Source organism: Geobacillus sp. G4 (assembly GCF_040327975.1).
GTDB lineage: Bacteria > Bacillota > Bacilli > Bacillales > Anoxybacillaceae > Geobacillus > Geobacillus thermoleovorans.
Genome location: NZ_JBEPJY010000004.1, coordinates 103351 through 127128 on the forward strand (window position 1 = coordinate 103351; position 23778 = coordinate 127128).

At 53.9% G+C, this 23778-nt stretch carries 22 protein-coding genes; 10 read left to right on the forward strand and 12 right to left on the reverse strand.

Annotated features, from left to right (window positions below; all coding sequences use genetic code 11):
• The first annotated feature begins 4 nt into the window (after nt 1-4).
• Together ABS784_RS06585 and ABS784_RS06590 are read left to right on the forward strand one after the other, a co-directional pair.
• Nucleotides 5-1183: an exonuclease SbcCD subunit D gene (locus tag ABS784_RS06585; protein WP_021322517.1), complete on the forward strand. Its 1179-nt coding sequence runs from the start codon at nt 5-7 to the stop codon at nt 1181-1183.
• Nucleotides 1180-4524, forward strand: a complete 3345-nt coding sequence (locus ABS784_RS06590; protein WP_352511840.1) for an AAA family ATPase — start codon at nt 1180-1182, stop codon at nt 4522-4524. The genes ABS784_RS06585 and ABS784_RS06590 overlap by 4 nt, the downstream gene beginning before the upstream one ends.
• 157 nt (nt 4525-4681) lie before the next feature.
• On the opposite strand, the gene ABS784_RS06595 is transcribed toward ABS784_RS06590, so the two are convergent.
• The 8 genes from ABS784_RS06595 to ABS784_RS06630 all read right to left on the reverse strand — a co-directional run bounded on the left by ABS784_RS06595 (nt 4682) and on the right by ABS784_RS06630 (nt 8327).
• Nucleotides 4682-5737: an RNA-guided endonuclease TnpB family protein gene (locus ABS784_RS06595; RefSeq protein ID WP_014195023.1), complete on the reverse strand. Its 1056-nt coding sequence runs from the start codon at nt 5735-5737 to the stop codon at nt 4682-4684.
• A gap of 355 nt (nt 5738-6092) precedes the next feature.
• Nucleotides 6093-6314, reverse strand: a complete 222-nt coding sequence (locus tag ABS784_RS06600; RefSeq protein ID WP_011230188.1) for a spore germination protein — start codon at nt 6312-6314, stop codon at nt 6093-6095.
• Nucleotides 6314-6712: a spore germination protein GerPE gene (locus tag ABS784_RS06605; RefSeq protein ID WP_014195025.1), complete on the reverse strand. Its 399-nt coding sequence runs from the start codon at nt 6710-6712 to the stop codon at nt 6314-6316. The genes ABS784_RS06600 and ABS784_RS06605 overlap by 1 nt, the downstream gene beginning before the upstream one ends.
• Complete coding sequence (locus ABS784_RS06610; protein WP_013146202.1) at nt 6709-6900, reverse strand: hypothetical protein; 192 nt, start codon at nt 6898-6900, stop codon at nt 6709-6711. Before ABS784_RS06610 ends, ABS784_RS06605 begins: the two co-directional genes overlap by 4 nt.
• 2 nt (nt 6901-6902) lie before the next feature.
• Nucleotides 6903-7499 (reverse strand): spore germination protein GerPC, encoded by a 597-nt coding sequence (gerPC, locus tag ABS784_RS06615; RefSeq protein WP_015374057.1) that lies wholly within the window; start codon nt 7497-7499, stop codon nt 6903-6905.
• 83 nt (nt 7500-7582) lie between these two features.
• The gene (locus ABS784_RS06620; protein WP_013146201.1) at nt 7583-7795 is read right to left on the reverse strand and encodes a spore germination protein GerPB; all 213 of its coding nucleotides are present in this window, start codon (nt 7793-7795) and stop codon (nt 7583-7585) included.
• Between the two features lie 15 nt (nt 7796-7810).
• A complete protein-coding gene (locus ABS784_RS06625; protein ID WP_014195027.1) occupies nt 7811-8032 on the reverse strand; it encodes a spore germination protein in 222 nt (73 codons plus the stop codon).
• A gap of 70 nt (nt 8033-8102) precedes the next feature.
• Nucleotides 8103-8327, reverse strand: coding sequence for a spore germination protein (locus ABS784_RS06630; RefSeq protein WP_011230194.1), 225 nt, complete (start codon nt 8325-8327; stop codon nt 8103-8105).
• Nucleotides 8328-8477: 150 nt separating this feature from the next.
• Between ABS784_RS06630 and ABS784_RS06635 the strand changes: the two genes are divergently transcribed.
• From ABS784_RS06635 to ABS784_RS06645, 3 genes are all read left to right on the forward strand, one after another.
• Nucleotides 8478-8702, forward strand: a complete 225-nt coding sequence (locus ABS784_RS06635; RefSeq protein ID WP_011230195.1) for a spore germination protein — start codon at nt 8478-8480, stop codon at nt 8700-8702.
• Nucleotides 8703-8913: 211 nt separating this feature from the next.
• Nucleotides 8914-10509 (forward strand): fatty acid--CoA ligase, encoded by a 1596-nt coding sequence (locus tag ABS784_RS06640; RefSeq protein WP_352511845.1) that lies wholly within the window; start codon nt 8914-8916, stop codon nt 10507-10509.
• Nucleotides 10510-10646: 137 nt separating this feature from the next.
• Entirely contained in the window at nt 10647-11813 is a 1167-nt protein-coding gene (locus ABS784_RS06645) for a DUF418 domain-containing protein (RefSeq protein WP_023633948.1), read from the forward strand.
• 10 nt (nt 11814-11823) lie between these two features.
• On the opposite strand, the gene ABS784_RS06650 is transcribed toward ABS784_RS06645, so the two are convergent.
• Nucleotides 11824-11994 (reverse strand): aspartyl-phosphate phosphatase Spo0E family protein, encoded by a 171-nt coding sequence (locus tag ABS784_RS06650; protein WP_011230198.1) that lies wholly within the window; start codon nt 11992-11994, stop codon nt 11824-11826.
• A gap of 313 nt (nt 11995-12307) precedes the next feature.
• On the opposite strand from ABS784_RS06650, the gene ABS784_RS06655 reads away from it, so the two are divergent.
• From ABS784_RS06655 to ABS784_RS06665, 3 genes are all read left to right on the forward strand, one after another.
• Nucleotides 12308-13210, forward strand: a complete 903-nt coding sequence (locus tag ABS784_RS06655; RefSeq protein ID WP_014195032.1) for a fumarylacetoacetate hydrolase family protein — start codon at nt 12308-12310, stop codon at nt 13208-13210.
• Nucleotides 13211-13354: 144 nt separating this feature from the next.
• Entirely contained in the window at nt 13355-13708 is a 354-nt protein-coding gene (locus tag ABS784_RS06660) for a YisL family protein (RefSeq protein ID WP_011230200.1), read from the forward strand.
• Between the two features lie 125 nt (nt 13709-13833).
• Entirely contained in the window at nt 13834-16677 is a 2844-nt protein-coding gene (locus tag ABS784_RS06665; protein ID WP_352511848.1) for an EAL domain-containing protein, read from the forward strand.
• A 153-nt stretch (nt 16678-16830) separates the two neighbouring features.
• On the opposite strand, the gene ABS784_RS06670 is transcribed toward ABS784_RS06665, so the two are convergent.
• On the reverse strand, nt 16831-17379 hold the full coding sequence (locus ABS784_RS06670; protein WP_352511849.1) for a DUF2777 domain-containing protein: 549 nt from the start codon (nt 17377-17379) through the stop codon (nt 16831-16833).
• Between the two features lie 220 nt (nt 17380-17599).
• Between ABS784_RS06670 and asnB the strand changes: the two genes are divergently transcribed.
• Complete coding sequence (gene asnB, locus ABS784_RS06675; protein ID WP_352511851.1) at nt 17600-19447, forward strand: asparagine synthase (glutamine-hydrolyzing); 1848 nt, start codon at nt 17600-17602, stop codon at nt 19445-19447.
• 43 nt (nt 19448-19490) lie between these two features.
• Here asnB and ABS784_RS06680 read toward each other — a convergent pair whose 3' ends face one another.
• Entirely contained in the window at nt 19491-20843 is a 1353-nt protein-coding gene (locus tag ABS784_RS06680; protein WP_352511852.1) for an MATE family efflux transporter, read from the reverse strand.
• A 124-nt stretch (nt 20844-20967) separates the two neighbouring features.
• Here ABS784_RS06680 and ABS784_RS06685 point away from each other — a divergent pair, with 124 nt between their 5' ends.
• The gene (locus ABS784_RS06685) at nt 20968-21828 is read left to right on the forward strand and encodes an AraC family transcriptional regulator (RefSeq protein WP_011230205.1); all 861 of its coding nucleotides are present in this window, start codon (nt 20968-20970) and stop codon (nt 21826-21828) included.
• Between the two features lie 60 nt (nt 21829-21888).
• On the opposite strand, the gene ABS784_RS06690 is transcribed toward ABS784_RS06685, so the two are convergent.
• Nucleotides 21889-23655, reverse strand: a complete 1767-nt coding sequence (locus ABS784_RS06690; protein WP_352511855.1) for an alpha-glycosidase — start codon at nt 23653-23655, stop codon at nt 21889-21891.
• Nucleotides 23656-23778: the final 123 nt, after the last annotated feature.

The window sequence follows — 23778 nt, forward strand, 5'->3', positions numbered from 1 at the left end:
GAGAATGCGGATTTTGCATACCGCGGACTGGCATTTTGGGAGAACGCTCGAGGGGCGGAGTCGGATGGCCGAGCAAGAGGCATTTGTTGATGAGCTTGTGGAGATTGTCAAGAAAGAACAAATCGACATCATCCTTGTGGCCGGCGACGTATTCGACTCCGTCAATCCGCCGGCGGCTGCGGAACAACTGTTTTATGAAAGCCTCGCCCGCCTGTCCGACAAAGGACGCCGCCCGGTGGCAGTCATCAGCGGCAACCACGACCACCCCGACCGGATCAGCGCTGCCCGGACGTTGATGTGTGCGCACAACATTTTTCTTTTCGGCCGCCCGCAAGCGGCTGTTTGCCGGATTGACGTTCCATCGTGCGGCGAAACGATGATGCTTGCTCCGTTGGCCTATCCGTCCGAATCGCGCCTCGCCGAGCTGTTGTCATCCGACTGTAAGGAGACGACGATGCGCGATCGGTACGATGACCGCATCCGCGCCCTATTAGCGGCGATGGCCGCCTCGTTCACGGCGGAGACCGTCAATATCGCGATGAGCCATCTTTACGTTGCTGGCGGACGTACGTCCGATTCCGAGCGGCCGATTGAAGTCGGCGGCGCTTATACGGTGGCGGCTGAGAGCCTGCCGAAAGCCGCGCAATATGTGGCGCTTGGCCATCTGCACCGGCCGCAGGATGTCAAGCAGGCAAAGACGGCCGCGCGCTATTCCGGCTCGCCGTTGGCGTACAGCTTTTCCGAAGCCGGTCAAGCCAAATCGGTCACGGTCGTTGACGTGCATCCAGGCGGGGCGGCCAAGGTGGCGGAGATACCGCTCGCTGCTGGCAAACCGCTCATCCGTTGGAAGGCGACAGAGGGGCTCGCTCAAGTATACCGCTGGTGTGAGGAAGGAAGAGACCGATCAAGCTGGATCGATTTGGAGATCCATGTGACCGAGTCGTTGACAATGGAAGAAATTGATCGGCTGCGTAAGCTTCATCCCGGATTTGTCCACATTCGCCCGGTGTTTCCCAATCGGGTGGAAGAGATGATGGAAATGAGCCGCGAGCCGCTTTCACTTGAAGAAATGTTTCACCGCTTTTACGAACGTCAGACTGGGGGACAAACGCCGGATGAAGAGCTTGTCCGCCTCTTTTTGGAGCTGGCGGCGGAAGAAGAGAAGGAAGGGGAGGGAGAATGAAGCCGATCTCGCTGACGATCGCCGGGCTTCATAGCTTTCGTGAAAAGCAGACGATTGATTTCACCGCACTGTGTGAGGGCGGTGTGTTCGGCATTTTCGGGCCGACTGGAAGCGGCAAATCAACGATTTTAGACGCCATGACGCTCGCCTTGTTCGGCAGCGTCGAGCGGGCGGCCAACCGCACGCAGGCGATCATCAACCACGCGGAGCAAGAGTTGTTTGTCTCGTTTACGTTTGAGCTGGAAAATGCGGCAGGAGCGAAACGGTATACAGTCGAACGAAGCTTAAAAAAAGTGGACGAATGGCGGACGCGCAGCGCCGTTTGCCGCCTGATCGAGCATCGGTCCGAGCCGGTCGTGCTCGCCGATAAACTATCGGAGGTGGACAAGGCGATCGAGCAATTGCTCGGCTTGACGATGGAGGATTTCACCCGGGCGGTCGTCTTGCCGCAAGGAAAATTTGCCGAGTTTTTATCGCTCAAAGGGTCGGAGCGGCGGCAAATGCTGCAGCGCCTCTTCCATCTTGAGCGGTATGGCGATCAGTTGAATAAAAAGTTGAAAGACCGGCTTGCCGCCGCTGAGCAAGAATGGGAAAAAATCGAAGCGGAAAAAGCGGGGCTCGGCGATGCTTCAAAAGCAGCGCTCGAGCAGGCAGAGGCGGATGTGCGGGAGCTCGCGGGGCTGTTTGCCAAGCGAAAAAAAGAGCTTGAGGAAGTCGAAGCAGATGTGGAACGAACAAAACAACGATGGGCGTGGCAGCAAGAAAAAGAAGCGGTCGAACAAGAGCTCGCCGCGCTGCGCCAACATGAATCCGTCATCCGCGAGCTTGAGGCGAAAAAGGAGCGCGCCGAGCAAGCAGAGCGCATATGGCCGTATTGGGAGCAGTGCGAGCAGGCATGTCGCTTGCGGGCAGAGGCGTTTCGTCGGTATGAAGGACTGGCGCGTCGGTTAGAGGAAGCCCAATTGAGCTATGAAGAAGCGGCGCGGCGTTATGAACGGGCGCGCCAAGAAAAGGCGCAGCGCGAACCGGAATTGCTCGTCCAGATGGAACGGCTGCGGCAGGCGGCGCAGCTTGAGCAGCAAATGGAAGTGCTTGGACAGGAGCTCGCAGCTCTTAGTGAAGAGAGGAAGCGACTCATTGCCCAGGAGAAGGCAGCTGCACGCCGGTTTGAAGAGGCGTCGGTCTGGTATGAGCGCGGCGCGAAGCGGCAGCGGGAGTTGAAAGAAGAACTGAAACAGCATGAAGAGGCGCTGGATGGAAAAGATGAGGCAGAGCGGGCGTACAGGCAGAAGCAGCATATTGAGCAAGCGGCGTCAGCCATCGCTCGCGTCGATGCCCAACTTCAGCAAAAGGAGGCCGTTTGGCGTCGGGCGAAAGAGGAAAAGTTGGAGCGGGAACGCCGATCAGCCGCTGTCGGCTCCCGGCTTCAAGAGCTGTTCCGGCGTGTGGAGCGGACGTATCGTTTCGTCTGCTGGTGGCAGCAGGATGCTGAAAAACAATTGTATACTTTCCAGAAAGCCATGGAGGCGGAGCGGCAGCGAGCGGAGGAAGCGCGGACGGCGCAACTCGCCTCTGCCTTGGCTGAGCGGCTCCGTCCCGGCGAGCCGTGTCCAGTGTGCGGATCGCGCGAGCATCCGCATCCGGCCGCCGCACCGCACGATGTCCAACTTGAGCGTCTGTCCGAGCTTGAGGCAGAGTGGCAGCGGTATGAACAAGATTGGCAAACGATCATTTCGTTCAAGGCGCAGCTCGAGCAGCTTGCCGAGCTGGCGGTAGGCCATGAAGCGCCGCTTGTGTTTGCCGAAAGCCGCTCGGTGGAGGAGGCCGTCGACCTCACTGTGGAAGTGCGGGCGCTTGCGCAAGATGTCATTGAATTGAAAGAAGCGGTCTACCGGGTGCTTGCCCAATGGAATGAAGCCGAGTCAGCGCGGCGCGAAGCGGAGAAAGCGTGCCAATGGATAGCGGCGGACATCGAAGCGCTGCAAGTTGAAAAGCAGCGGCTGGAGGAAGAGCGGCGGCAACTTGAACAGCAATGGCGGCAGATGTATCCTTTCCTTTCGCTTGAGACGATCGATGCGGTGTATGAACAGCTGCGTGAACGGGAAAACGTGCGGCGCGACGTGCAAAAACGGCTGGAGGACAGCGTGCTGTTTTTAGAGGAAAAACAGAGGGCGAAAGAGGAAGCGGCCAAAGAGCGGAGCCGGCTTGAGACGGAGCGGGTGCGTCTTGACTCGCTGATTAGCGCCAAACAGCAGCAATGGAACGAATATGAGCGGCAACGGGGCGAGAAGGCGGGGGAAGGTCCTGCGGCCGTGCAGCTTCAGAAGGCGGAGGACGAATGGCGCCAGCTGCAAAACGGCGAGCAACAGGCGTATGAGGCTTGGCAGCGAGCCCAGCGGGAATATCAAATGCTTGAAAGCGAAACAAAAGCAGCCAAGCAGGCGTGGGAAGAAGGCGTCCGCCGCGAAGAAGAGGCGCTCGCTCGCTGGCGCGGCGCGCTTTTGGACACCATGTTTGCCGATGCCGAACAAGTCAAGCAAGCGAAGGCGGAAAAAGCGCAGCGAGATGAATGGGATGAGGCAATCCGCCGCTATTGGCGCCAAATCGAGCAAGCCGAACATCGCCTCGCCCAGCTGGCCGCCGCCATCGGGGGGGCGGCGGTGAGCGCTGAACAATGGGAGACGATGCAGCGTGTATACGCCGATTTGAAGGAGCAAGTGGAGGCGATGACGCAGCAGCTTGGGGCAGCTCAAGCGAAGGTAGAAGAGTTGAGAAAAAAACATAGCCGCTTTGTTGAACTGGAGGAGAAGCAGGCGGAGCTCAGCCGGCGCATCGAGCGGTATAAACAGCTGCAGGCGCTGCTTCGCGGCAACAGCTTTGTCGAATTTATGGCTGAAGAGCAGCTCGAGCAAGTAACCGCCATGGCTTCGGAACGGCTGCAGCGGCTGACACGGCACCGGTATTCGCTCGAATTGGATTCGCAAGGCGGGTTTCTGATCCGCGATGATGCCAATGGCGGCGTCAGACGGCCGGTATCGACGCTCTCGGGTGGGGAGACATTTTTGACGTCACTGTCGTTGGCGTTGGCGTTATCGGCGCAAATTCAGCTGCGCGGCGAGTATCCGCTCCGCTTTTTCTTCTTGGACGAAGGGTTTGGCACCCTCGACGCTGAGCTGCTTGAGACGGTCATTTCCGCCTTGGAAAAGCTACATACCGAGCAACTAGCGGTCGGCGTCATCAGTCATGTTCAAGAAATTCGCAACCGTCTGCCGCGACGGCTCATCGTCGAACCGGCTGAACCGTCCGGACGTGGCACGCGCGTCTGGCTGGAAATGATTTGACACTCCGCACGCCTAAAGGCGTGGGATTCTTGGGTCGCTCACGTCCTCATCCATTTCTGGTTCGGACAACGCCCAAGTTCAGGGGTGTGCCATCACCCCGTCCCATCGGGTTAAGATGTACCCCCATGGGCGGCGCACCTGTGACCAGTGCGCTAGGTTAGACGGCGAAGCCCGAAATCGCTTTGGCGATGTTGATGGCGCCATTCAAGTCGGCGTGGAGAGTGTATCCACACCTTTGGCATCGAAAGCGGATGCCGTTTCGGTTCGCTTTCTCTCGATAACCACATTTACACGTTTGGCTCGTGTAGGTTGGATTCACCCACTCAACGCGAATGCCCGCCATTTCCGCCTTATAGGCAATCATCGTTTGCAGTTGATGAAACGCCCAAGCATGAAGGCTTCGCCCCGCTTCTTTGGCCGATGTTGCCCGCTTGCGAATCCCCGTCAACTCTTCCATTCGAATCACGCCAACACCGTTGGCGAGCGCAAAATTCACGATTTGACGGCTGATTTTGTGATTTTGATCCTTCATCCAGCGGGACTCTTTACGGCCGATTTTGCGAATCATATGGAGCTTCTTGGCTTTTCCTAATCTCCTTCGCAAAGCCGCATATCGTCGGCGTACAAAGGCGCATTGGTTCCCTTTGAAAAACCACGATTTCGTTCCCACGCTGGCCACAGCGATATAGCGAAGCCCAACGTCAACGCCCATCACCTTTGTTTCGTGCCGCGGCTTCACGTCAAAGGTGATCGCGATCGCCAAGTACCATTTCTTTCTCTTTTTGTAGAGCTTGGCTGCCCCTTGTTTAGCGGTTCCATCGAGCAGCCGATTCAGCCATGCTTCTTGATAGGGGCGCGTGACGACCGGCACGCCAATTCGCTTCTCCAGTGTGGGGAAGGAAACCGTGTAGAACTCTCCTTTCTTTTCCACCTTCACGTTTTGATTGTTAAAGCAACACCATAATGTTCGAAACTTCTTTGTTTTCTGGTTTTTCTTTTGGGACTTCACTTCTCGAATCGTCTGATTCACGACAGCGGAAGGAAACCGCTGCGACGAAAACTCTTTAAATAGTTTGCTCGTCGCTTGATTCAGCTCGGGATGATTCAACAGCCAATTGGCAAACGCGGTATTCACTTCTGTCATCCGTTCATACATGCCCTGTTTCACTTTCGTTGGGTTGTGCAGCTCCAGCCTTAGTGTGATGGTCGGCATGGATTCACCTCCTTGCGACGATTACATGATACCGCTTTTTTCATCATCATTCAATAATATGAAGAAAACGGCTCGCTTTCATCCCACCCCTCAAGGAGCGGGCTTTCTCGCTCGCTGATCTGTAAATGGATAGCCCGTTGAGCTGAACGGGCTCTTGGGAAATAATGGAGGGAGGCGGTCGCAAAAGGTTGGTTTCCTTTCGATCAAGCACAATGTATGGTTTTTTAGATAGAGGTAAATAAGCAAAGGTGTCCGGATCCTTTTGGGACACCTTCTCTTTTTGGTTTCGGCAGCGTTCGGCTGATAAGGTTGATGTTGGCAAGTGAAAGGTGAGGGGATTCGTTTTCTGCAACGTTCAGTTGTTGGCGGCCACGTTTTGGTCGGATACATCTGGATCAAACGCGTTTGTAAAGCTGATCGCGTTGTTCGTCATCACAAAATCGCCGGTGTTGAACCCGCCGGATCCGGCTTGCGTTTTCGTGGCGACTTTCGGCGCGATGTACAGACAGTCGCCCATTTGGACGACAGCTCCGCTGCTGACGTTGTTGATTTTAATTGGGCCGACAAACGAAGGCATTATAAATCCCTCCCTCTTGTTGGCGCGCTCGACTCAGAGCCGGCCAGCTGGCGGATATGTTTAATTCTTGCCTCTGCCTCCGCTGTCGAGGTCGAGCCGATATGGACGATGGCGGACGAAGAAATGGCGAGCACGCGCACAGACTGAACGGAAATGACCGGGGACTCATGGAGCGTTTGGCGTGCGGCTGCCGGCGGTGGAGAAATCCAGCGCGGGATCGGCTTCGCAAAAACAGGGAATATTTGTTCTCCTTCTGGGCCAAAAAACAGTTCATATTGCCGCTGAACGGCAAAGGAGCGCGTGCGGGCGGAAATTCGCTCTGAGTCGCCGATTTGCAGTACGGAGCCAATGATCAGCGTTTCCGCATGAAATGCCTGCACTACTGACGTTCGTTTCACGGCGTATCCCCTCGGGCCGGCACAAGCGGGACGAACGGGCCGATGATAAGTGATTCAGGCGGTGTGTCAAACGCTGATGACAAGTGAATCGCATCGGCGTCGCCGATTAAAAACAGCGAGGCACTGGCGACGGCCACGAGGCGGATGTCGCCAACATGCAGATGACGATTGATCACTGTATAATTCACGTCTATCCCTCCTTTGAAGGCAAATGTTTCAAAAACGCATCGAGCGATTGTTCGATATCGGCTTTCACTTTTTGAAAAATTTCATTTTCGACTGCTTCATCGCGGTCGCCGGACGGAACGTAGCCATGGTTGGCTTTCTCTTGCAAATAGAAGCGGATGCGTTCGTCTGTTTGCCGGGCGATGTCTTGCAAAATGAACTGGCGGTACGTATCGTCGAGGCGGCGGCCGTATTGCTGCTCAAGGCGTTTTAACGTTTCCGACGCTTCCCCGTTGAGATAGGCGGCCACTTTTTCTTGAATCGGGCGCAACAGCACCGGTTCCGGCTTTGGAATTACGGTTTTGACCGGTTCGACGGCAAAGTCTTCAATTGTACCGCCGGCTCCGGGCGGAGCGATCCCGATGTTTAGCGTTCCTTCGAGCGTTTCCACTTTGAGCTGGTCAAATTTATATTCAATTCGTTCGATCGATGTGCGCGGCTGAGCCTCCATTTCCCGAAGCCGGGCTTCGAGTGCGTGGAGACGGCGTTCCAGATCCCGTATTTTTTTTGTTTGCCATAATAAATAGCGGTGCAGCTTGACGAAATACTCGTAAATGCTCATTGTGCACCATCATCCTCTCCAAAGAGCCCTCTTACTTCAATATATGGACGGCCTTTCGCTCTCATCACTTTTTTTCGCTGAATTTAGCGGGTGGCTGAATGGAGAGGAACGAGAGGAGCGGATGCACCGGGCGGCACGGTCGCCTGTGGGGCCGGACCGGTGAATCCGCCGGTGTTGGCAAGCGTTGAGAGCGCTTGAATGCTTCCGGCGCTGCCGATTTGCAAAACAGATGAATTGGTGACCGAGCCGATCCGCAACTGGTGGATGCAGATGCTTTGGCTGATGTAAACGTGCACCCTCCTTCTCCTCCTTCAAACGTTTCCGACGATATTTTCATCGGCGACATCGGCGTCATTCGTATTGGTATTGCTGTAATAGTTATAGATATGAAGCCCGTCGCCGGTGTTAAACGAACCGGCGCCAGCGAACGTTTTCGTCACGCTTTGCGGGGAAATCGCAAACACATCGCCAATATGGAACACGCCGCTGCTTCCGATGCTGTTCAGTTTGACGACTCCGACAAAAGCCGGCATGTGGGCATGCTCCCTTCCTTGTTTTCTTCGTTGATACTAGTGTATGGGCGCAAGCTGCGAAACGTTCGCTTTAATTGTTGGCGGCATTATTTGAGTCGAACACATCCGGATCGCCGGTGTTTGTAAAGCTGACGAACGTATTCGTCTGCAGGAAGTCCCCGTTGTTGCCGCCGCCTGAGCCGGTATTGGATTTCAACGTGCTCTTTGGTGTGATTTGCAAGACGTCGCCGAAATTCACCGTGCCGTCGCCGCTGACATGGGTGATTTTAATTGGACCGCTGATAAATGAAGGCATGAAGAGCCCCCTCCTTTTTCGTCGTGTCGCTATCGTTATTGTATGAAAACGGAGAAAAAACGGTTCAATGCGGGGTGAGAGTCCAATTGAGGAAAGCAGCTCCCGCGTATGATAAAGAAAGGGAACGGGCAGAAAGGAAGGGGAAAGGGGATGCCAGCAATCGTCATTGGTGGGATCAAAGTGACGAACGTAAGCGGCAATGGCACTGTCAACATGGGCGATGTGCTGCAAATCGCTCCGAAAAGCACCACGAAGTCAAACTCAGGTGCCGGCGGCGGCAATACTGGCGATTTCTTGCAAACGAATACGTTTTGCAGCGTCACGAATACGGTCGATCCGGATGTCTTGGACGCCGGGGTGAAAGGAAATAACTAGCTATTGTCGAGACGACTCCCCTAGCGTTCGTTTTTGGAAAAAAGAAGAAACCAGGTTCTTTTTTGGCGCAATGGAGTGGACTATCCAAGAAAGAGGGCTGACTTCAAAAGTCATTTTACGACTTTTGGGACGGCCCTCTTTTTCTTTATGCCATCTTTGTTATATAATACAATTGTGAATTTTCTAAAACATAAAACAGGGGGATGGGAGAATGAATGCGCCGCTCGTGCTCCATCACTTTTTCGATCGCGCCGTGGCTCTCTATGGGGACAAGACAGCCATGATTTGTTCGGGGCGGACGGTGACGTATCGTGAGCTTGGCGAACGAGTGTCGAGGCTTGCCAACGAGCTGCGGGGGCTTGGCGTTCGCAAAGGCGACCGCGTGGCGTACTTGGCGCCCAACACGCTCGAGATGCTCGAAGGGTTTTACGGTGTGTTTGAAGTGGGAGGGGTGATGGTGCCGCTGAATACGCGGCTGAAACCGGATGATTACGTTTTTATTTTGAATCACAGCGAAACGAAAGTGTTGTTTGTGGATCAGGAGCTGTACGGGCTGATTGCACCGGTCAAAAACAAGCTTGAAACGGTCGAGGAGATCATTGTCCACCATAAAACAGAGGCGGCGATTGATGAAACCGCTTACGAAGAATGGCTCGCCGCCCAGTCGTCAGCGCCGGTTCCGCGCCCGATGATCGATGAGAACGATATATGCAGCTTGCTATATACAAGCGGGACGACAGGCAACCCAAAAGGAGTCATGCTGACGCATCGGAACAACTATTTGCATGCGCTTGTGACGATGCACCATTTGCGTGTGTCCGACCGCGATACGTATTTGCATGTGTTGCCGATGTTCCACGTCAACGGCTGGGGGGCTCCGTTTTATTACACCGCCAACGGGGCAACGCAAATCGGTTTGCGTAAAGTCGATCCGAAAGTCATTTTTGATCTTGTCAAGGAACATCAGGTGACGGTTATGCATATGGCTCCGACTGTGCTCAATATGTTGCTGCAATATTATGAGCAATATCAACCAGATGTCCCGGAAGGCGTGCGGGTCGTCATCGCCGGTTCTGCGCCGCCGCCGGCGTTTGTCGCACGCGTTGAGGAAAAGCTCGGCTGGGAGTTTATCCAGGTGTACGGCATGACCGAATCGTCTCCGCTCAGCACGATTTCGCTCATTCGTCCACAGCTTGACGGACTGCCTGCCGAACAAAAGCAGCGGCTGAAAGCAAAAGCCGGCTATCCGATGATCGGCTGCGAGGTGAAAGTCGTCGACGAGAATGGAGAGGAAGTGCCGAAGAATGGACGGGCGATCGGTGAGGTGATTGTCCGCAGCCATGGCGTCATGAAAGGATATTGGAAAAACGAAGAAGCGACCGCCGCAACGATCCGCGACGGCTGGCTGTATACCGGCGATATGGCGACCGTCGATGAATACGGGCATATTGATATCGTCGACCGGAAAAAGGATATTATTATTAGCGGAGGGGAAAATATTTCGTCGATTGAAGTCGAAGGAGCGCTTTATGAGCATCCGGCTGTGCTTGAAGCGGCCGTCATCGCCGTGCCGCATGAAAAATGGGGGGAAACGCCGCATGCGTTCGTCGTCGTTCGACCCGGGCATACGGTGAGCGAAGAGGAGCTGATCGCCTTTTCGCGGGAAAAATTGGCCCACTTCAAAGCGATCACGGGTGTAACGTTTGTGGATGAGCTGCCGAAAACAGCCTCCGGAAAAATTCAGAAAGTACACTTGCGCCGCCAATATTGGGATGCAATTGGAAAATCGGGCCGCTATGTCAACTGATGATACAGGCATGCGCCTTCAGACGGGCAGAGGAGAGCGCATCGAATGAAATGGATAAGGCGGCGGGCGTGCCGGCAAGGTCGTAAGGCGTCGCCGATTGCGCAGACGGCTAGGCGGTAGAAAGAAGGGAGAAAGCGATGATCAGATCGACCGAGCGAATCGCCGCAGCGGATGTGTTGCGTGGATTCGCCTTGCTCGGCATTTTGCTTGTCAACATGCGTTATTTTTCCTCGCCGGCGTTATACGACGACGGCGTCAAGGGCAGTGATTTTGACCGAGTTTTCGTTGCCGTCGTGGATGTGTTGTTTGAAGCGAGCGCGTATCCGCTGTTTGCCTTTTTATTCGGCTTTGGCGCCGTGATGATGTTCCGCCGGCTCCAAAGCCGCGGGGAGCGGCCGATTCCGATTCTTTTGCGCCGCTTCTTTCTTTTGCTTGGGATCGGCATTGCTCATGCGTTTGGCCTTTGGTTTGGCGATATTTTAATCCCCTACGCCCTCGCCGGGTTCATCATGCTTTTCTTTTTCGCCGCCCCGCCTCGTTGGTGGCGGACGGCGGCTGTTGCCGTCTTTTTTCTTTTTCACGGCCTCATGGCGCTGTTGTTAACTCTCAATGTATTGGCCGGAGAAATGGAGACAGCCGGCGGCCACGAGACCGCGGCGGCCGCGGCGGTTCGCCATTATCGAAACGGAACGTTTCGTGACGTGTTTTGGCAACGGTGGAACGACTGGATGTATATCAACGGCGATGGAGGGCTTTTGCTTACGGTGTTGACCGTGCTGCCGTTTTGTTTGCTTGGCGGCTATGCCGCCGACCAACGTTGGCTTGAAGCCGACCGTCACTCGCCTGCGAAGCTGCGCCGCCTGATGAGGTGGGCGCTATGTTTTGGTTTAGCACTGAAAACAATTCCGTATTGGGCTGCGGCCAACGACTTGACAATGTACATCCAAGACAGCTTCGGAGGCGCCGCTTTGGCGGTGTTCTACGCGGCGGCAGCCGTGTTTATCTGCGGGAAACCAAGTTGGCAGCGCGCTTGGCGGTGGTGGCAAGACGTCGGGAAAATGTCGCTCACCCATTACCTCGCGCAATCGCTCGTTTGCACGTCGCTGTTTTACGGTTATGGGCTTGGGTGGTACGGACGCACAAGCGCATGGCAGGAGATGTTGATTGCGTTTGCCTTGTATGCAACTCAAGTGTGGATAAGCCGCTTTTGGTTTGCGCGTTTTCATTATGGCCCGGTTGAGTGGATGTGGAGGTGGGGGACATACGGAACGCGGCCGCCGTTTCGCCGCCGGCCGGGGCAATAAAAACCCCCGCTTACTGAACGGACGGGGAAGGCGATTCAAAAATCCTCGTTTGCTGCAAATATTGATTGATCAATTGGTCAAGCTCTTGGCTGCATTCGATCGTCTCTTTGGCCGTGAACCCATAAGTGAGCGCCAATTCGATCATTTGTTGTCGTTTTTCTTCAATTTGCAACAGAACCATTTCCTTCACCATCAATTCGTTTGAAATGTTGGTTGAGGCATGCCGCGTCGATGCAAGACGTTTGTTGCATGACGAAAGTCGCAATCGATGCCCTAGTGGAAACTAAAGATTATTATACATATCACGACGAAAAAAGAAAGTGATTCGGGAAAATAAGTGATAAATTTCCTAATTTAGACAAAATTCTACAAAAACAGGACTTTTTCGCCTCGATGGCGAATATCATCCTCAACGCGCCAAAATGGCGAAGGCGGATGGGAGAGAAGAGCTCACGAAGCGTCCGCTGCATAACAAAGAAAGGGAGAGAGACACGATGAAACTGATCACCGCACTTTTCGATGGAGAAACGTTTGTCGGAGCCGTGCCGCAAGGAGACGACCGGGCGGTTCATTTGCGCCGCGCCGAACGGACGATGGATGGGACGGAGACGATGCCGACGACTATGCTTGAGGCGATTGCCCAAGGGGAGGCGTTTTTCACCCGAGCACAAGAAGTAGTTGACTGGGCGCTGCGCCACCCGGCACCGGAGTACGTTTATCGCCTCAGTGATGTCCGTCTTTTGGCCCCGATCCCACGGCCGGCGAAAAACATTTTTTGCATCGGCAAAAACTATGTTGATCACGCGCTGGAGCTCGGCGGCGCCGATGTGCCGGAGCATTTGATCGTCTTCACGAAAGCGCCGACAACGGTCATCGGTCATGAGGAAACGATTTTGCGCCATGCCGATGTCACGGATGAAATGGACTATGAAGGGGAGCTGGCGGTGGTCATCGGCAAACAAGGGCGGGCGATCCGCCGCGAAGACGCGCTTGATTACGTATTTGGATACACGATCATCAACGATGTGACAGCAAGAGATTTGCAGGAGCGGCACCAACAATATTTTCTCGGCAAAAGCTTGGATACATGTTGCCCGATGGGGCCATGGATCGTGCCAAGCAAATTTGTGCCAAATCCAAACGATTTGCGCATCGAGACACGGGTCAATGGCGAAGTGCGCCAGCAAGCCAACACGAAACAATTGATTTTTTCCATTGAATCGATCATCGAGACGATCTCAAAAGGCATTACGCTTGAGCCGGGTGACATCATCGCTACAGGAACGCCGGCTGGAGTCGGCAAAGGGATGAACCCGCCGCGCTTTTTGCAGACGGGTGATGTCATTGAGGTGACGGTGGAAGGCATCGGCACGCTGCGCAACAAAGTGGGAGAGTAAACGGCGAAAGTGAGGAAGCTCCCATTGATGTTCGAAAGGCGTCCTCTTGAAAGAAAGGGCGTCTTTCGTTTTCGTGAAGTTTGTCAACCGTCCGCCCGCCGTGCTATGATGGGAAGGAACAAGGAATGGTTGGAGGGATGGACGTTGACGCATGCCCATATTACGAGCTGGCTCATCACGATTGTTTTATTTTTCCTTGCGGTGTCGATGGAGCGGCAAGGGGCGGGCAAAGCCAAGATTGTGCAAATGGTGTTGCGGCTGTTTTACATTCTCACGATCGTGACGGGCCTGCTTTTGCTGCATAGCATTGCTTCGATATCTGCGCTTTATTGGCTAAAGGCGCTTGCCGGGCTGTGGGTGATCGGAGCGATGGAAATGGTTTTAGCAGCTGAAAAAAAAGGGAAAAGCGCGGCGGCAAGATGGACGCAATGGGTCATTGCCCTTGCGGTGACGCTGTTTCTTGGTTTGCTGCTGCCGCTTGGTTTTGACTTATTCTAAAGCGAAGCGGCAGCCTTCTATTGGTTGCCGCTTTTGTTGAAGATGAAAATATGGTATGGTAAAAGAAATGTCATTTTTTTGAATTTTCTGACCCGATTGGTCAGCGGAGGGGGGCATGATCGTTTATGCGTTGGTTCTGCTGCCGCCGCGCCGAGGAGCTGGATCATTTGCTCAGGGAGCATAGTTCTTCCTTGGATGAGCCGTTGTTTGTCCAAATCGCGGGCAATGATGAGGCAGCAGTGCGCCATGCGGCCGCCGCGTTAGCCCGTCGTTGGCCGCACGCCCATATGGTTGGGATGGCAGGGCCGCTGCCAATGGCCGGGGAGGCGAATCTCGCTGTTGGCGTCGCGTCGATGACGTCTTCAACCGTTTCGTCGTTGGCGCTGCCAGCTGATGAGTTTGACCGCCCGGATGGATTGGCGGCGTTGATCGCGGAGGCGGTCGTTCGTCACGATACGACGTTGCTTTTGTTGTTTACGAATCACCGCTCGGCTTTGCCGCCCTTGCTTCGCCATTTGCCGCTTGCAAACGAACGAATGGTTATCATCGGCTGCGCGCTTCCCGAGGGCAGCGTGTTATTTTCGCCCGACGGTCGGCTTGAGCGCGGAGGAATCGCCGTCTCTTTCAGTGGAACAGCGCTTCGCGGCCACTGTGCCGCACCGTTTTTATGGGAGCCGATTGGCTTGGCGTTTTCCATCACGAAAAGCCGCGATCAGCAGATTGACGAGCTAAACGGGCAAAAAGCGTCGAGCTATTTGGAACGGTATTTAGGAAAAGAGTTTATCGAACACCTTCCATTTTCTGGGATGGAATTTCCGTTTCTTATCGAACGGAACGGACGCGATGTCTGCCTGCCGATTGTCGCTGTCAACCAGGATGGCTCGGTTGCCGTAAGGGGCCATGTCCATAACGGAGAAAAGGTGCGATTTGCTTATATTCATGCCGCGTCCCTTTACTGGAGCGCGCGTGATGTGGCGATGCAAACAGCCAAGCAACCAGCAGAAGGAATGCTGCTTTACTACAGTGCGGCGCTGAGTGGGTATACGCGCCCGCTGTTTGACGGTGTGGCTGCGGTGTTTGGACAGGCAGCGCTGTTTCCGGCCGTCGAGGTGTTGGTGAAAGATGCGTATACGGCGGTGCGGCCGGCCGCATTTGCGGCCATTTCGCTGGCGGAAACAGCGGCCTCGGCGGAGAGCGGCCTACTGTCACCGTGGTCATCGCCGCCAGAAGGGATGATGACATTGGCGCAGCTCATGTCAACATCGTCCCGCGACATGGAGCGGCTGCACGTCCGCCTGCAAATGTCGGAGCAACGCTACAAATCGTTGTTTGAGCATAACACGGACATTGTCTATTCCACAGATTTGCACGGCCGTTTGACAAGCGTCAACCCCGCTTTTGAGCAAGTGCTCGGTTACAAGAAAGAAGAGATTTTGTATACGAATTCGCTCAAGTATATTCATCCGAATGATATTCCCCGCGTCACCCGCTATTTTTACCGAGCGCTGCGGGGGAATATCCAAACGTATAACTTGGAAATTCCGACGAAGTCGGGAGAACGGCTTTTGTTTCAAATGAAAAACATTCCCATCATTGTGGATGGCAAAAAGGTCGGCATTTACGGAATCGGACGCAACATTACCGAGCAAAAAAAGGCGGAAGAGAAAATCTCTTATTTAGCATATTACGACATCGATACGAACTTGCCCAACCGGGCAAAGTGGATGGAATTGTTTTCCGAACAGCTGGACAAAGCCAAGCAGAAGCGACGAAAGATGGCAGTTGCTTTGATCGATTTGGACCGGTTTAAATGGATTAACGACAGCGTCGGCCATTACGCCGGAGATGACATTTTGCGCCAGCTTGTCGAGCGCATTCGCCGCGTCTTGCCGCCTAGTGCGGAGCTTGGCCGATTTCATGGCGACAAGTTTTGTTTGCTTTTTCCGCTCAAAACAGAGGTCCAGGCGGCGACGGAAGCGGCGCTCCGCATCGTGCGCGAAGTGGCGCGGCCGATTGTGTACGATGGAAAGGAATTTTTCGTTACAGCAAGCGTTGGTCTAGCGATGTTTCCAGATGACGGAGAGGACGAACATGCGCTCCTTAGGCACGCCGATATGGCTGTCAACATGGCTAAAAAAGGCGGCGGCAACCGAGTGGAGCGCTACTGCGCGCAAATGAACGAAGAAGCAATGCACCGATTGGAAATGGGCGGACATTTGCGCAGGGCGATCGAAGAGAATGAATTATTTCTTTGCTACCAACCAATTGTAGACGTACATACGGGTGCGGTGAAGGCGACGGAGGCGCTGATTCGCTGGCGCCACCCGAAGCTTGGGCTTGTGCGGCCGGATGAATTCATCCCTTTGGCGGAAGAGACCGGGTTGATTCATGAGATTGGGCGCTGGGTGCTGAAAACCGCCTGCAGACAGACGAAACAATGGCAGGAAATGACAGGAAATAACCGGCTTTCCATTTTTGTCAACGTCTCCCCTGTCCAGTTTCAACACGAGCGGTTTGTAGACAATGTAAAACAAGCGCTTAAGCAGTCACGTTTGTCTCCGTCCTGTTTGCATCTCGAATTGACCGAACATTCGATGCTCCGTTATCTGTCCAGCACGATGCGGACAATGGACGAGTTGAGGAAGCTTGGCGTCGGCATCGCCGTCGATGATTTCGGCAGCGGATATTCCTCGTTCCATTATTTAAAGCGGTTGCCAGCGACAATATTGAAAATTGACCGTGCCTTTATTGAACAATTGCATGCCAACGCTTCCGATGAGGCCATTGTCAAGGCGATGATTACGATGGGACACGGGTTGGGGCTTGAGACGATCGCCGAAGGGGTGGAAACGCCGGAACAGCTCAACCGGCTTCGCGATTTGCAATGCACGTATGCGCAAGGATACGTGTTTTGTCCGCCGCTTCTCGCTGAAGAAGTGATGCAGTATGTGACGGAAAAGCAAAAGTGATCCCCCGCCCGCGTCGGTTGACAGCTGTCGCCCGTCGGCACTCCGCCTGAAGCAAAACGGCTGCTAGGCTTCGCTTCGGGCGGAAGGATGGCCGTTAAAAAAACATTGACAGCTCGCCGTTGGACTTCGACGACGTGAGGATCAACAGGCGATTCAGCCGATTTGGGCGCAAATGGCTCGCTCACCGCTGTTTAATGTGATTTCAAAACGGTCGCTTGACGCCCGTCCGCGCTCGTAATAATGGTGGATGCTTCCAATTTGTTCGGTGTTGTCATAAATGATGAAATTCACGCCAGACGATTTGGCAAACAATAGGCCGTTGTAGCAATATAAGCAGTCATACAGCGAAAATCCGAGGCTGTTCAGCCATTGAACAAACTGGAAAAAGGTTGAATCAGGAAGCGCGGCGAGCCATTGTTGATAGGCATAAGTCAGCCGTTTGCGGAAACGGATGCGATCGCCGTTTTCGAGGGGAAAGACGCCAAGATCCGTGGCGACCGCGCCCTGATCCTGCCATTGCCCGGACAGCCAATGTCCGCAATGAAACCATTCGATGCCTTGCTCGGCAATTTCTTCTACTAAAGAGGCTTCCTCTTCTTCGTCGTCGAAAAAGATCCATTCATTGTTGACGAACTCCACTGTCCCATACACATACGCCCGCGGTTGTTCCACAATGCATTGCAATCGTTCTTCGATGTTCAAAGTCTCTCATCCTCCTTGTACTCCTCTGTTTTTCCATTTTTTTGCTCATTTATTCGTGTGGAGAGCGGCATCGGACAATTCATCGAAATGACGGGGGGTGCATAGAATGGAATCATGCCGATGCGGAGAAGGCGATCACCGGGAGCGGCCGCAAGGAAAAAGAACGGTGGAACGGAACAGATTCATTTGCCATTTTCGATGAAAGAAAGGATTGGTTCGTATGTGTGGCATCACTGGCTGGGTCCATTTCGGGCGCAATTTGCGCCGCGAGCGGACGGTCATTGACAGCATGACAGAGACGCTCGCCAAACGTGGACCGGATGATACAAATACGTGGCTGGACACTCATGTCGCCTTCGGCCATAAACGGCTTGTCGTCGTGGATCCGGCTGGCGGCAAACAACCGATGGTCCGGCAAAAAAACGGACATCGTTATACGATCGTCTATAACGGCGAGCTGTATAATACGGAAGACATTCGCAAGGAACTGTTGCGCCAAGGCTATCGATTTGATGGTCATTCCGATACAGAAGTGTTGCTTGCCGCATATATGGAATGGAAGGAGAAATGCGTCGATTGGCTCAACGGCATTTTTGCCTTCGCCGTTTGGGATGGGGAGCGCGAGCTGTTATTTATGGCGCGCGACCGTCTCGGAGTAAAACCTTTGTTTTATCGAGAAGATGGCGGGGGGCTGCTGTTCGGCTCGGAAGTGAAAGCCATTTTGGCCCATCCCGATGTAAAGGCAGAAGTCAATTATGAAGGACTCGCCGAAGTGTTCGGCCTCGGACCGTCGCGCACACCGGGGCACGGTGTGTTTGACGGCATTCGAGAGCTGCGCCCGGCACATGCGCTCACGTTCTCTCGCAGCGGGCTTCGCATTTGGCGGTATTGGAATGTCGAAAGCGACGTCCACCGCGATTCGTTCGAGGAAACGGTCGAAAAGCTGCGCTTTCTATTGACGGATGCGGTCACGCGCCAACTCGTTTCCGATGTGCCGGTCTGCACATTTCTATCCGGTGGAGTCGATTCAAGCGCCATTACAGGGATTGCCGCCAATGCTTTCGCGGCAGATGGAAAAGGGCCGCTGCACACCTACTCGATCGATTATGAAGGAAACGACCAGTATTTCAAAGCCAACGATTTTCAACCAAACACGGATGCGCCATTTATCGAACAGGTGTCAAACAAATTTCAAACGGTTCATCATCGCTGCGTGATCACGCAAGAAGAACTGTTCCGCCATTTGCATGAAGCCGTCATCGTCCGCGACGTTCCAGGCATGGCCGATGTCGATTCTTCGCTTCTTTGGTTTTGCAAACAAATTCGCGAGCAGTTTGTCGTCAGTTTGTCTGGAGAATGCGCCGATGAGATTTTTGGCGGCTACCCATGGTTTCATCGCCCGGACGATTTGGCGCGCAAAGGATTTCCATGGATGCGCTCGATTGAGGCGCGCATCGGGTTGTTAAAGGAAGAATGGCGGCAAAAGCTCCGCCTCGACGATTACGTGCAAATGCGCTATGAACAGACGATTGCCGAAGTGCCGCGCCTGGAAGGGGAAAGTGCGGAAGCAGCGAAGCGGCGCGAGCTGTTTTATTTAAATATGATTTGGTTTATGACGACGCTCCTTGACCGAAAAGACCGGATGAGCATGGGAGCGAGCTTGGAAGTGCGTGTGCCGTTTGCCGATCATCGGGTTGTGGAATATGTCTGGAATATCCCTTGGGAAATGAAAATGTACGGCGGCCGCGAAAAAGGCATTTTGCGCAAGGCGTTGGAAGGGCTGCTTCCGGAGGAGGTGCTCTATCGGAAAAAAAGCCCGTACCCGAAAACGCATCATCCATTGTATACGAAGCTGGTGAAGCAATGGCTTGAACAGCTGCTTCGCGACCGTTCTTCGATTTTACACGAGTTTTTTGACGCGGAAAAGTTGACGGCGCTCGTTGAATCGGAAGGGAAGTCATTCGAGGTGCCTTGGTTTGGACAGCTGATGACCGGTCCGCAACTGCTTGCCTACCTTGGCCAAGTGCACGTTTGGTTTGACCATTACGGCATTCATATTAAAGAATAAGAGCTGCGCTGATGCGCAGCTCTTATTTTCGTGGCGGGAGGCTTCATGCCATTTTCGCTTGCGGCGCCACCGTCTTTTTCATCCAGACGCGCGACTGCCAGCGCCGAAGCATCAACAGTCCGCGCAACCATTCGTCGGCGATGAACGACAGCCAAATGCCGACAAGGCCAAACCCAAGGGCAATGCCGAAGATGTATGCCACTGTGACCCCGACGCCCCACATCGACAAAATGCCCATATAGACCGGAAATTGCACATCTCCGGCTGCCCGCAACGAGCCGATGATGACGAGATTAAACGACCGCCCCGGCTCAAGGATGATGGTTAAAAGCAACAGTTTGCGCCCAAGCCCAATCATCGACGCGTCATCAGTAAAGAAGGAGAGCAGCGGTTCGGCGAACCAATAGGCGGCTGTAGCAAGCAACACGGACATGCCAATGGCGCTGTACAAACTTTTTAAACAACGGGCGTACGCTTCCTCATACCGCCCGGCGCCAACAAAATGGCCGACAAGGATTTGCGTCCCTTGGCTGATGGCGATGCCGAACAAAAAGACGAACATCATAATGTTTTGCGTATACACTCGTACCGTTAGCGCCTCGGCGCCCAGCCACGTAATCAAATAGGTGATCACCATTTGCGCTGTATTGTAGGAAAGGTGCTCGCCGGCTGACGGCACACCGATTTTCAATAGCGAACGAAAGTGGCGAAACGGCAGGGCGCAAAAGGCACGCGGCGCGAGTGCAATACCTGTTCGTTTGCGCAATAAGGCAACGAGCACAACAAAGCCGGCCAACCGGCTGGCTGCTGTTGAAATAGCAGCTCCTTCCGCCCCAAGAGGAGGAAGAGCAAATGAGCCGAAAATAAGGAAGTAGTTTCCGATGACATTGAGTACATTCATGCCGATCGTGACATACATCGTATCACGTGTAAAGCCGTAGCTTTTTAAGATGGCGCCGACCGTCATCATCAGCGCTTGGATGAACAAAAACCCGCCGACAATCGCCAAATAGCTGCTCCCCTCGTCAAACAGCTCAGCCGGCAGCCCCATCAGCCGCAAAATCGGCCGGCTAAACGCGGCAAGAATGGCACTTACCAACAGACCAAACAGCAAGTTGGCAGCAAGGGAAACGAGCGACACTTCAATGGCCTCTTGTTCCCGCCGGGCACCTAAATATTGGGCGACAAGTACGGCGGTCGCCAAGGCAACGAAGTTGAACAGCACGATCGTTAACGCGATGATTTGGTTCGCCACCCCGACGGCGGCGACCGCATGATCCGAGTACTGGCTGAGCATAAGTGTATCAGCGTTGCCCATGACCATATAAAGCAACGTTTCAATAAAAATCGGCCACGTTAATGAGAACAGTGACCATGTTTTTGCCTCTTGGCGCATATTGAGACAACTCCTTTTTCAAATTCCGACTTGAACGATATACTCAGTTTAGCTAGTTTGCTGCATAATGGAAAGAGAAAGAAGCGATTTCACTTGCACATTTCCGACAAGGAGAGAGGGGACAATGCATTATGTTACGTTTTCGCTGCCACCGCTGCCGGTGTTTATTAAAGGGGCGGAAAGCGTATTTCCAAAAGGAAAACGGCATTTTCGCCGCACGTTTACCGTATTTGACTTGCTGTATGTGAAACAAGGCTGTTTGTATATGACGGAAAACGGGCGCGAGTTTGCCATCGGCAGCGGGCAATATTTGCTGTTGATCCCCGGCCGCGAACATTACGGACACCGCCCGTGTGAAGAGAAAACGGAGCTTGTTTGGCTGCACTTTTTGCTGCCGGACTACACGGTTGCTCCGGACTGCCCGGCGAGCCGGCAAACGGTGATGGAAAAAGAGGCGACGTACACTGAGCCAATCCAATACCGGCTTTCGATCCGTCAATATGGGGAGCTGAAACAACGGGAGCGCGCCGAACAGCTGCTCGCCCAACTTGTCGAGCCGAACGTGGAGCGGGATATGGACCGGCCGCTCCGACAGCTGCTTTTGTTTGTGGAATTTCTTTGGCACTTGCAAAAGCAGGAGCTGTCCGTCCCAAGTGCAGCGGAACAAGTCAGTGCGGCGGCGGTGGCGTACATCGAACGACATTTCAACGAGCCGATTACGCTCGAAATGCTTGCGAAAGGGCTCCGTTTTCATCCCGATTACATCACCCGCTGTATGCAAAAAACGATGGGCATGGGATTTAGCCGTTATTTGACGTATTACCGCCTGTCGAAAGCCAAGCAATGGCTTGCGGAAACGAATGAAACAGTCGAGGCGGTTGCCAAGCGGGTCGGCATTGATGATGGCGCGTATTTTTCGCGTGTATTCAAAAAGATGGAAGGGATGACCCCGACCGAATACCGGCGCATGGCTAGGCGTACATAAAACCGGCGCAGCGAACCGCTGCACCGGTTTGTGATCAAAGCAACACATGGCTGCGCCATCTTACCAGCTTTCAACTTTATAGAGCACAAACCCATACGGAGGCAAAGAGGCGCAAAGCGTTTCCGCCTCGGCCGCAAACCGCTCTCCGGTCAAGAGGTCAACAAGCCATTTTCCGCGAAGGTCGAGCGGGAGCGGAATGTCGGCGGCATCATTGCTTCGGTTGATGATGACGAGCACGGTTTCAGCGCCGTCAATTTTTTCATACACGAGATGGTTAGGGTTGTCGTCGGCGGAAAGAAAGGAGACATCTCCGCGCCGGAGCGCCCGGTGCTGCTTCCTTAGCGCAATCAGCCGCTTGACATGCGCCAACAGTTCGCGGTTTTGGTGCTCCGGATCCCACACCATACATTTCCGGCACTCCGGATCGTTTCCGCCCGTCATGCCGATCTCATCGCCATAGTAAATGCACGGCGAACCGGTGAACGTCAGCTGGAACAAAAACAACAACTTCGCTTTGCGGACGTCGCCGCCGCAAACCGTAAGCAGCCTTGGTGTATCATGGCTGCCAAGCAAGTTGAATGCCGCTTCGTTCACCTGTTTCGGATACGAATGAAGAAGTCGGATCATGATATCGGCAAACTGGCGGGCGCTGATTTCCTCTTTCGCGAAAAAGCGAAGCGCCCCGTCCGTGAACGGGTAGTTCATGACGGCGTCAAACTGGTCGCCGCGCAGCCAAGGCATGGCGTCATGCCAAATCTCGCCGAGAATGTACACATCGGGCTTTAGCGCCTTCACTGCCTGCCGGAATTCGCGCCAAAATTGATGATCGATTTCGTTCGCCACATCGAGCCGCCAGCCGTCAATATCAAACTCGCGAATCCAGTATGTCGCGACATCAAGCAAGTAGCGCTTCACTTCCGGATGAGCGGTGTTGAGTTTCGGCATGTGCGGCACGAACGCAAATGTGTCGTAGTTCGGGCGCGGCTCGGTTTGGAGCGGAAACTCGCGAATATGGAACCAATCTTTATACCGAGAGGCTGCGCCGTTTTTCAGCACATCTTGAAACGGGGCAAACTCATAGCCGCAATGGTTGAAGACTGCATCGAGCATGACGCGGATCCCTTTTTCATGGCAGCGCTTGACAAGTGTTTTCAACGTCTCTTTGTCCCCAAAGTGCGGGTCGATTTCAAAATAATCAGCGGTGTCGTATTTATGGTTCGACGGCGCGCGGAAAATCGGCGTCAAGTAAAGGCCGGTGATGCCAAGGTCAGCCAAGTAATCGAGATGGTCGATAATTCCTTGCAAATCCCCCCCAAAAAAACTTGTCGGCGTTGGGTCTTCGCTTCCCCACGGCCGCGCTCCTTCCGGACTGATGGCCGGGTTGCCGTTGGCGAACCGCTCAGGGAAAATTTGATACCATACGGTGTCTTTTACCCAGCCCGGCGCTTGGAACAGGTCGACCCGATGAAGAAAGGGAAAGCAAAAGTAGTAAGCGGTGTCGTCACTCGGAGCTTCATGGTAAAATCCTTTTTCCGTATAGACCAGTTGTTCGCCCCCAGCTCGAAGCACAAACCCATAGCGCAGCCGCCGATATGGCGGTCTGACTTCGGCGAGCCAATAGTCAAACAACCCGTCGCTCCCCGTTTTCCGCATCGGCATCGTTTGAAACTGCCAGGCGCCATCGTGCCATTCGTACGGGTCGCCAAAAAGCAGCTCGACGTGGTCGACATCATTTTTCTTTGTTTGAAGCCGGAGATGGAGCGTCTCGCTGTCATAAGCGTAAGCGAAATTGTCGGTTGAGCGGTGGTGGATGGCTTCTTTCCTCATTCGCTTTTTCCTCCTTTGTTATCTGAAGCAATCGTTTGCATTAATGCTTCGCTATAATAAAAAGTACGTTAAGAGAAAAGAAAAGTCAAATTTTATAGAAAAAAGGCTTGTAAAATGAAAAAT